We start from the raw sequence: 10403 nt of genomic DNA, 5'->3' as shown, positions 1-10403 counted from the left end.
CGCGCGCACCAGGCCGCGCAGCAGCGCCGGAACGCCGTCCGAGGCGGCGTGCGCGCGCACGGACCCGGCGTCGAGCCGCAGCGGCACGAGCAGGGCGTCGCCGTGGGCCAGCGCGGTGTCGAAGAGCGCCAGGCCCTCGTCCTCGGCGAGGCTGGCCACGCCGGCCCGCGCCATGCGCGCGAGGTCGGCGCTGTCCAGGCGCTCCGCCATGCCCCCGCTCTGATCCCACAGCCCCCAGGCCAGGGCCTGCGCCGGCAGGCCCTCGGCGCGACGCCGGGCGGCGAGGGCGTCGAGGAAGGTGTTGGCCGCCGCGTAGTTGCCCTGCCCGGCGGCGCCCACTAGGCCGGAGATGGAGGAGAACAGCACGAAGGCCGACAGGTCGAGGTCGCGCGTCAGCTCGTGCAGGTGCCAGGCCGCGTCCAGCTTGGGGCTCAGCACGCGGTCGAGCCGCTCCGGGGTCAGGGCGCCCAGCACACCGTCGTCGAGGAGCCCGGCGGTGTGCACGACGGCGGTGAGCGGCCGTTCCTCCGGCACGGCCGCGAGCAGCGCCGCTGCCTGCGCCCGGTCCGCCACGTCGCACGCCTCGATCCGCACCTGGGCGCCCAACGCGGTCAGCTCGTCGGCGAGTTCGGCCGCGCCCTCGGCGGCGGCGCCGCGCCGGCTGGTGAGCAGCAGGGAACGCACCCCGTGGCGCGTGACGAGATGCCGGGCGAGCAGGCTGCCGATCCGCCCGAAGGCCCCGGTGAGCAGGACCGTGCCGGAGGGGTCGAACCGGCGCACGGCATCGGTCTCGGCTCCCGCTTCGGCGGTGTCGGCCTCTGCTTCGGGAGCCGGGGCGAGAACGCGGGCCAGCCTCGGGACGCGCGCCGCGCCCTCCCTGAAAGCGAGTTGAGGTTCGCCGGTCGCGACCGCCGCGAGGACCGCCGCGTCACCGGACGGGCTGCCGTCCGTGTCCACGAGCCCGAAACGGCCCGGGTTCTCGGTCTGCGCGGTGCGCAGCAGGCCCCAGACGGGGGCCGAGACCAGCCCGGCGTCGTCGCCCGCCTCGGCGCCGGCGGCGACCGCGCCGCGGGTGACGAAGACCAGCCGCGCGGCGGCGAACCGCTCGTCCGCGAGCCACTCCCGCGCGAGTTCCAACGCCTGCCCCGCCCGCACATGCGCCGAACCGGGCAGGTCGGCGGCGCCGTCCACCGGGGTGGCGAAGTCGGCGAGCACCAGCTCGGGAACGGCGACCTCGCCCGCGTCGACGGCCCGACGGAGGGCGTCGAGGTTCTCGTACCGGTCGCCTTCGCCGCCGGCCGGCCACGGCCCGAGGCGCGCCGGGGACGACGCGTCGACAGCGGGCAACGGGTGCTCGACCCACTCCACCCGGTACAGGCTCTCCTCGAACCGCCGCCGGGCGGCGCCGAGTTGATCGGCCTCGACCTGGCGCCAGGTCAGGGCGGGCACGCTCGCGACGGCCTGACCCGCCGCGTCGAAGACCGTGAGGGCCGTGGCGTCGGCACCGACACGGACGAGCCGGACCCGCAGCGCGGCGGCACCCCAGGCGTGCACCCGCACGTCGCTCCAGGAGAACGGCAGCCGCCCCGTCATGTCCGCGCTCAACAGCCCCGTGATCCCGACGGCGTGCAGCGCGGCGTCCAGCAGCGCCGGGTGAACGGCGAACTCCCTCGCCTGACCCGCCCCTTCGGCCGGAAGCTCGACCTCGGCGAACACCTCGTCGCCGGCCCGCCACACGGCCCGCAGGCCCCGGAACGCCGGACCGTAGTCGAACCCGTCGACCGCGAGCCGCGCATAGGCGTCCGCCCGATCCAACTCCACGGCCTCGGCCCCGGCCGGCGGCCACTGCGCGAGGCTCTCGGCGACCTCAGCGCCCGACGTCCCCAGCGTGCCGGAGGCGTGTCGGACCCAGGGTTCCTCGGCGACACGCGAGTGAACGCCTATCTCCCGCCGCCCGAACTCGTCCAGCCCGCCCACGACGACCTGAAGCTGAACGGCACCCTCCTCGGGAAGAACCAACGGCGCCTGAAGCGTCAACTCCTCGACGGTGGAGGCCCCGACCTGGTCCCCCGCCCACACGGCCAGTTCCAGAAACGCCGTCCCCGGCAACAACACCGAGTCCAGAACGGTGTGATCGACCAGCCACGGATGCGAACGCCGCGACAACCTGCCGGTCAACACCAACCCGTCGCCCTCGGCCAGATGCACCACCGCACCGAGAAGGGGGTGCACATCGCCGGCGTTACTGGGCTGGTCCAGCCAGTAGCGGTCACGCTGGAAGGCGTAGGTGGGCAGGTCCACGGTCCGGGCGCCGGAACCCTCGTAGAGCGCCGGCCAGTTGACGCCCGCGCCCGTCGTCCACAGGGTGGCCAGTGCCTTCACCGCCGTCGCGGGCTCCTCGCGGTTGCGGCGCAACATCGGGACGCAGCCCGGAACCAGGGAGGACAGGGCCGCGTCGGGGCCAACCTCGACGAAACGCGAAACGCCCAGCTCGGTGGCGGCCTGGACGCCATCGTGGAAACGCACCGCCTCGCGCACATGCCGCACCCAGTACTCGGGGTTGGTCACATCCGAGACCATCGACACCGCCGGCTCGTTGAAACTCACCTGGGTGAGGACCTGGCGGAAGTCGTCCAGCATCGGGTCCATGAGAGAGGAATGGAAGGCATGGCTGACCTTCAGCCGCTTCACCTTCCGCCCCTCGGCCTCGAACCGGGCGGCGACCTCCAACACCGCCGCCTCCTCACCCGAAACAACCACGGCCTCGGGGCCGTTGACCGCCGCGAGCGAGACCCGCTCGGAGAGCAGTTCGGACACGGCTGATTCCGACACGCCCAGCGCGACCATCGCCCCGCCGGCAGGGAGCTGTCCCATCAACCGGCCGCGTGCCGCCACCACCTTCGCGGCGTCCTCCAGCGACCACACCCCCGCCACATACGCCGCAGCCAACTCACCGATCGAGTGACCAACCAGCGCGTCCGGGGTCAGGCCCCAGGACTCCAACAGCCGGAACAGCGCCACCTCACACGCGAAGATCGCCGGCTGCGCCCAGGCGGTGTCATCCAAAACCTCCGCCGGGCCTTCGAACATCACCTCACGCAACGCACCATCGAAGGCGACACACACCTCATCCAGGGCAGCGGCGAAGACCGGGTACGCGGCATACAACTCCCGCCCCATCCCCACCCGTTGCGAACCCTGACCCGAGAAGACAAAGCCGGTACCACCCGAAGCGGTCACACCCCGCGCCACCTCACGGCCGTCCACCAGCACCGCCCGGTGCTCAAACGCCGAGCGGGTGGCGGCCAACGACCAGCCCACATCCACCGGGTCCAGCCCGGCGGCGGCCTCCTCCAACCGCCCCAACTGCCCGTCCAACGCCTCTGGCGAACGCCCGGAGACCACCCACGGCACCACCGGCAACGACCCCGGCTCGGGCAACGCCTCCTCCGCCGGCGCCTCCTCGACGATCACATGCGCGTTCGTCCCACTGATGCCGAACGACGACACACCCGCCCGCCGAACCCACCCCTCCCGCGACACCCACTCCCGCGACTCCCGCAACAGCTCCACCGCACCCGAACCCCAGTCCACCTGCGGCGACGGCTCATCCACATGCAACGTTCGAGGAAGAACCCCCTCCCGCAGCGCCATCACCATCTTGATCAGTCCGGCGACGCCGGCGGCGGCCTGGGTGTGCCCGATGTTGGACTTCAACGACCCCAACCACAAAGGCCGCTCCGCCTCCCGCCCCTGCCCATAGGTCGCCAACAGCGCCTGGGCCTCGATCGGATCGCCCAACCGGGTCCCCGTCCCATGCGCCTCCACCGCGTCCACATCAGCGGCCGACAACCCCGCACTCTCCAACGCCGCCCGAATCACCCGCTGCTGCGAGGGCCCGTTCGGCGCCGTCAACCCGTTGCTCGCACCGTCCTGATTGACCGCGCTCCCCCGCACCACCGCCAACACCCGATGCCCCAACCGCCGGGCATCCGAAAGCCGTTCCACCACCAACACGCCCACACCCTCGGCCCACCCCGTCCCGTCGGCGTCCGCCGAGAACGCCCGGCACCGACCGTCGGGAGAGAGACCACGCTGCCGACTGAACTCCAGGAACATGGCGGGCGTCGCCATGACGGTGGCGCCGCCGGCCAGGGCCAGCGAGCACTCGCCGGCGCGCAGCGCCTGCACCGCCAGATGCAGCGCCACCAACGACGAGGAACACGCCGTGTCCACCGTCACCGCAGGACCCTCAAGACCGAAGGTGTAGGCGATCCGGCCCGACATCACGCTCGGCGTGGTTCCGGTGAGGAGATAGCCGGCGAAGCCGTCGGGGGCGGACTGGGCGCGTGGGCCGTACTCGTGGGTGGTCGCGCCGACGTAGACGCCGGTGCGGGTGCCGCGCAGGGAGTCCGCTTCGATGCCGGCGTGTTCGACGGCCTGCCAGGAGGTCTCCAGGAGGAGCCGCTGCTGCGGGTCCATCGCGAGCGCCTCGCGCGGGGAGATCCCGAAGAACGCCGCGTCGAACTCGGCCGCGTCATGCAGGAACCCGCCCTCCCGGGCATAACTCCTGCCCGGCCTGTCCGGGTCCGGGTCATAGAGCCCGTCCAGGTCCCAGCCCCGGTCCGTGGGGAACTCCGAGATGGCGTCGGTGCCCTCGGCCACCAACCGCCACAGGTCCTCCGGCGAGTCGACGCCGCCGGGGTAGCGGCAGGCCATGCCGACGACCGCGATGGGCTCGTCCACGGCGACCCCTGCGGTGGCGGTGCCGGCCGCCGCGTCCGGACCGCCCGCCAGTTCGTCGAGAATGTGCGCGATGAGCCGCTCGGGGGTCGGGTGGTCGAAGACGACGCCGCCGGAGAAGCGCAGTCCGGTGGCGCCGTGCAGGGCCTCGGACAGCTCGACGGACATCATCGAGTCGAAGCCGAGTTCCTTGAAGGTGCGGGTCAAGTCGATCGCGAGGGCCTCCGCGCTGCCGAGGGTGCCGGCGACGCGGTCGCGCACGAGGTCGCGGACGGCCATGGCCCGTTCGTCGGGCGGCAGTTGGGCGAGGGGATGCTCGGCGACGGCGGGCGGCGTGGCCGGGGTGGGCGTGGACGCGTCGGCCGGCCGCGCGGGGCGGCGGTCGCCGGTCGGTTCCGCGAGGTCCAGCCAGTGCGGCTGCCGCTGGAACGCGTAGGTGGGCACGTCCACGAGCCGTCCGCTCGGGCTGCCGAGGTCGACCGGCACGCCCCTGGTGTGCAGGTGGGCGAGGGCGGTGCCGAGGGTGAGGTTCTCGTCGCGGTCGCGGCGCAGCACGGGCACGGCCCCGGGGGCCAGGGCCGACAGGACGGCGTCCGGGCCGAGTTCCAGCAGGGTGGTCACGTTCCGGCGGGCGAGGGTGCGCAGGGTGTCGAAGAACCGGACCGGCTGCCGGACGTGCCGAACCCAGTAGGCGGGGTCGCGCAGTTCCTCGGGGGTGGCGACCCGGCCGGTGAGGTTGGAGACGACGGGGATCGTGGTCTCCCGGAAGGTGACGGCCTCCAGCACGGTGTGGAAGTCGTCGAGCATGGGCTGCCGCATGTGCGGCGAGTGGAAGGCGTGGCTGACGGCCAGCCGCTTCGTCTTGCGGCCCTGCCGGGCGAAGCTCTCGGCGACGGCGGTGACGGGCTCCTCGTCGCCGGAGATCACCACGGAGTCGGGGCCGTTGATCGCGGCGACGGCGATCCGCTCGGGGTCGGCCTCCGCGAGCGCCGCGTCGATCTCGTCCTCGGTGGCCTGGACGGCGACCATCGCCCCGCCGGCCGGGAGCGCCTGCATCAGCCGGCCGCGCGCGGCGACGATCCAGGCGGCGTCCTCCAGCGACCACAGCCCGGCGACGTGGGCCGCCGTGAGTTCTCCGATGGAGTGCCCGGCGAGGGTGTCGGGGCGGACGCCGCGCGCGTGGACCAGCCGGTGGAGGGCGGTCTCGATCGCGAAGAGTGCGGGCTGAGCCCAGGCGGTGGTGTTGAGCAGCTCGCGCGGGCCATCCGACATCACCTCGCGCAGCCTGCCGTCGAGGAACGGGTCGAACGCCTCGCAGACCTCGTCCAGGGCGCGCCGGAACTCCGGTTCGGTGGCGCTGAGTTGGGCGCCCATGCCGACGCGCTGCGCGCCCTGTCCCGTGAAGAGCAGGCCGAGCCCCCCGCCGGTGGCCTCGCCGCGCACCGCGCCGGGGGCGGTGGAGCCCTCGGCGAGGGCGGTCAGCGCGCGGGTCAGCGCCGGCAGGTCGGCGCCGACGGCGACCGCGCGGTGGGGGAACGTCTCGCGGGTGACCAGCAGCGAACGCGCGATGTCGGCCGGGGGCGGGGCGTCGTCGCGGGCGGCGAGTTCGAGGAGCCGACGCGCCTGGGCGCTGAGGGCGGGCGCCGAGGCGGCGGAGAGCGGCCAGTGGGTGACGGCCTGGTGGGCGTCGTCGGTGTCGCGGGCGGGGTCGGCGTCCGCGTTGGTCGGCTTGTCGGCGGTGCGGGGGGCCTCCTCCAGCACCACGTGGGCGTTGGTGCCTCCCATGCCGAAGGAGCTGACCCCGGCGACGAGCTTCCGCTCGGGGTGGGGCCACTCGGTGAGTCCGCGCTGCACGCGGAGGTTGAGCCGGTCGAGGGGGATGTCGGGGTGGGGCGTCTCGAAGTTGAGGCTGGCGGGCAGCCGGCGGTGCTTGAGGCTGAGGACGGTCTTGACGAGGCCGGCGATGCCGGCGGCGGCGCTGAGGTGGCCGATGTTGGTCTTCACCGAGCCGACGGGCAGCGCGTCGCCGGCGGGGCGGGCGGCGCCGAGCACCTCGCCGAGGGCGGCCGCCTCGACGGGGTCGCCGGCCCGGGTGCCGGTGCCGTGCAGCTCGACGTACTGCACGGCGTCGAGCGGCACGCCCGCGCGCCGGTACGCCTCGCGCAGAACGGCGCTCTGGGCGCGGGGGTCGGGGGTGGTGAGGGTGCGTCCGCCGCCGTCGTTGTTGGTGGCGCTGCCTCGGATGACGCAGTGGACGCGGTCGCCGTCGGCGAGGGCCTGCCGGAGGTTCTTGAGGACGACGACGGCGCCGCCCTCGCCGGGGACGTAGCCGTTGGCGCGGGCGTCGAAGGTGTGGCAGCGGCCGTCGGGGGAGAGTCCTCCCCAGCGGGCGGCGAGGAGGGTGGACTCGGCGAGCAGGTGGAGGTTGACGCCGCCGGCGAGGGCGATGCCGGACTCGCCGCGCCGCAGGCTCTCGCAGGCGAGGTGGACGGCGACCAGCGAGGAGGACTGGGCGGAGTCCAGGGTGAGGCTGGGGCCGCGCAGCTTGAGGAAGTAGGACAGCCGGTTGGCGACGAGGGCGCGTTGGGTGCCGGGCATCGCGTGGTGGCTGCCGGCGTCGAGGGCGGCGTCCCGGTGGAGCAGCTTGGCGTAGTCGTCGGCGTTGACGCCGATGAAGACGCCGACGTCGACGCCGCTCAGGGTGGAGGGGCGGAGTCGGGCGTCCTCCAGCGCGTGCCAGCCGAGTTCCAGCACGAGGCGCTGCTGGGGGTCGATGAGAGCGGCCTCGCGGGGCGAGATGCCGAAGAAGTCGGCGTCGAAGCCGGCGACATCGTCGAGGAACGCGCCGTGTTCGAGTCCAGCGGCGCCGTCGGGTCCTTCGAGGTCCGCCCGGTCCTCGGCCCGCCAGCGGTCGGCCGGCACCCGGGTGACGGCGTGCCGGCCGTCGCTGAGGAGTTGCCAGAGCTGCTCGGGGCCGTCGGCCTGCGGCAGCCGGCAGGAGATGCCGATGACCGCGACGGCGTCCTCGGGCACGTCGGCCGTGCGGTGTCCGTCGGCTGTGGCGTGACCTGCTTCGCGCATCGTCGCTCCCCGTTGGGAAATGGGCGGAGTTCAGTAATGGGCGGGAGTCGGGTGGAGGAATTTCCGGGCCCTGTCGCGGCGCGGTCCCGGTTTCAGTGCAGGAGAATCGGCTTGACCGTCTCTCCGCTTTCTGAGTCCTTGACGGCGGCGGCGATGTCGTCGAACGCGTAGGTTCTGACGAGTTTTTCGAAGGGAAATCGCCCGGCGGCGTGCAGGTCCATGAGCTGTGGTATGAGCAGCGCGGGCACGCTGTCGCCCTCGATGACGCCGTGCACGGTGCGGCCCATCAGCTGGGTGAGTCCGAGCGGCGCGTCCTGGCCGCTGCCGGCCGAGCCGGCGATGGCCGCGACCCCGCCCATGGCGAGCGCGTCGACGGCGCCGCGTGTGGTGGCCGGCAGGCCGACGGCGTCCAGCGCGAAGTCCACTCCGCCGCCGGTGCGGCGGACGAGTTCCCCGGCGACGTCGCCGGCCTCCAGCACGTGGGTGGCGCCGAGTTCGGTGGCGAGTTCGAGCCGGCCGGGGTGCAGGTCGACGGCGTAGATCGGGTCGCAGCCCGCGATCCTGGCGGCCATGATGCCGGCGAGGCCGACCGCGCCCGCGCCGAACACGGCGATGGAGGCGCCGGGTTGGGGCGCGAGCACGTTGAACACGGCGCCGGCGCCGGCCTGGAGTCCGCAGCCCAGCGGCCCGGCGAGCGTCAGGTCGAGGTCGTCCCTGACCCTGATCACGGACCGCTGAGGGGTGACGACGTGCCCGGCGAAGGAGGACTGGCCGAAGAAGTGGCCGTTGAGTTCCCGGCCGTCGCGGTCGCGGTAGGCGGTGGTTCCGTCGGTGCGGCGGCCGCGCAGGTTCAGCGGGCCCCAGTGGAGGCAGTGCATGGGGTGCGCCGAGCGGCAGTTGCGGCAGCGGCCGCAGCTGAGCGGAGCCAGCACCACCCGGTCGCCGACGGCGCAGCCGTCGACGCCGGCGCCCGTGGCCTCGACGACGCCGCTGCCCTCGTGGCCCAGGATCGCCGGCAGCGGGGGTGGCAACACCTGGTCGCGCACGAGGAGATCGGTGTGGCAGACGCCGCTCGCGACGATCCGCACCCGCACCTCGTCGGCGCGCAGTTCGTCGGCAACGGTTACTTCTTCGATCCGAAAATCCCCCGCCGTGTCGCGAAGAACCGCGGCCCGAGTCATGACCATCCACTTCTCCCTGCCTGGTAATGCGTTCTTCGAGACTCCTTCGCGCTTACCCGGAACGACAACCCCTAGGAAACCTGTAGGGCCGTCACCACAAAAAGAGAGCGACGCCTCCCCCCTAGGAATCCACTATCCCTACGGGTATGCATCGACCGTCGCCATGTGCGGTCGCTTTTCCGGGTCGATTAGGGGTTGTTCCCCTCGTTTCCGGGTCAGTTAGGGGTTGTCCCTCCGGGTGGTCGCTGGAAGATTCGGAAAGCCAGCGACGCGCCGAACGGAAGGGCACAGGCGTCCCCCCATGAGCGATCTCAGGACGGCGAGCACGACGGACAGCGACTGGGTGCGGCGTTACCATCCGTCGGCGCGTCCGGCGGTCCGGCTCGTGTGCTTTCCGCACGCCGGCGGTTCCGCCAGCTACTTCCACGGCGTCTCGGCCGCGCTGGCGCCGGACGTCGAGGTGCTCGCGGTGCAGTATCCGGGTCGGCAGGACCGCCGGGCGGAACGGCCGCTGCGCAGCGTCGAGGAGTTGGCGCGTGGCGCGGTGGCCGCGCTCAGGCCGTGGGCTGAGGCGGGGCCGCTGGCGTTCTTCGGGCACAGCATGGGCTCGATGGTGGCGTTCGAGGCGGCCGTGTCCCTGACCCGCGCCGGCCTCGCCCCCCGGCTGCTGTTCCTCTCCGGCCGCCGGGCGCCGTCCCGGGTGCGGGAGGAGAACGTGCGGCTGCGCGACGACGCGGGCATCATGGCCGAGCTGCGCGAACTGGGCGGCACGGAGGCCGCGTTGCTGGACGACGACGAGCTTCGGGAGATGATCCTGCCCGCGCTGCGCGCCGACTACCACGCGGTGGAGACCTACGGCCCGCGCTCCGGCCCGGCCGTCGCCTGCCCCATCGTCGCGCTGGTCGGCGACGACGACCCGCGCACCACGGTCGAGGAGGCCCGCGCCTGGGCCGACCACACCAGCGGCCCGTTCGACCTGAGGGTCTTCCCGGGCGGCCACTTCTACCTCAACGCGCGGGTCGGCGCCGTGTTGGAGGCCATCAACTCCCGGCTGCTGCCGGCCGGCTGACCGCCGCCCCCGCCTGTCATCCCGAAGTTCGACCCAACCGTTCGGAGGTGCTCACGATGTGGCAGTTCAAGGTCTTCCTGGAGGGGGGCCCGTCATCCTTTCCCGACGACGCGCGCGTCCAGTTCACAACCTCGCTCACGGAGAAGATCAAGCACCGCTTCGGCTCCGGTTATGAACACTTCAGGCACGAGGGCGACTTCACCACCGTCAACGGCGAGAAGCTCGCCGTGTTCCACTGGACGGACCGCACCGCCATCGCCGAGTGACCGCCCGGCCGGCCGGAGCCCCGTGACGGCCCGGCCGGCCGGCGCGTACGGCAGGCCCCCGCG

At 73.2% G+C, this 10403-nt stretch carries 4 protein-coding genes; 2 read left to right on the top strand and 2 right to left on the bottom strand.

All coding sequences use genetic code 11. From position 1 onward, the window contains the following. Together EBN88_RS32455 and EBN88_RS25185 are read right to left on the bottom strand one after the other, a co-directional pair. On the bottom strand, nt 1-7824 hold a 7824-nt coding region (locus EBN88_RS32455), incomplete at its 3' end, for a type I polyketide synthase (RefSeq protein WP_147472835.1). 92 nt (nt 7825-7916) lie between these two features. Then, nucleotides 7917-9005: an NAD(P)-dependent alcohol dehydrogenase gene (locus EBN88_RS25185; protein ID WP_122399357.1), complete on the bottom strand. Its 1089-nt coding sequence runs from the start codon at nt 9003-9005 to the stop codon at nt 7917-7919. 301 nt (nt 9006-9306) lie between these two features. Here EBN88_RS25185 and EBN88_RS25180 point away from each other — a divergent pair, with 301 nt between their 5' ends. Together EBN88_RS25180 and EBN88_RS25175 are read left to right on the top strand one after the other, a co-directional pair. Then, the gene (locus EBN88_RS25180) at nt 9307-10074 is read left to right on the top strand and encodes a thioesterase II family protein (RefSeq protein ID WP_122399355.1); all 768 of its coding nucleotides are present in this window, start codon (nt 9307-9309) and stop codon (nt 10072-10074) included. Between the two features lie 56 nt (nt 10075-10130). Further along, a complete protein-coding gene (locus EBN88_RS25175; protein WP_122399354.1) occupies nt 10131-10340 on the top strand; it encodes a DUF5988 family protein in 210 nt (69 codons plus the stop codon). The last annotated feature ends 63 nt before the right edge of the window (nt 10341-10403 follow it).

This window comes from Streptomyces triticirhizae (assembly GCF_003696235.1).
In the GTDB taxonomy this organism is placed as follows: Bacteria; Actinomycetota; Actinomycetes; order Streptomycetales; family Streptomycetaceae; genus Streptomyces; species Streptomyces triticirhizae.
Note: the sequence above shows the minus strand (reverse complement) of the source record. Positions and strands in the feature narration are given on the sequence as shown.

Bases quoted from the DNA above. Each gene is read 5' to 3' on its own strand.
- EBN88_RS25185 (WP_122399357.1), bottom strand. From the start codon at position 9,005: ATGACTCGGGCCGCGGTTCTTCGCGACACGGCGGGGGATTTTCGGATC.
- EBN88_RS25180 (WP_122399355.1), top strand. From the start codon at position 9,307: ATGAGCGATCTCAGGACGGCGAGCACGACGGACAGCGACTGGGTGCGG.
- EBN88_RS25175 (WP_122399354.1), top strand. From the start codon at position 10,131: ATGTGGCAGTTCAAGGTCTTCCTGGAGGGGGGCCCGTCATCCTTTCCC.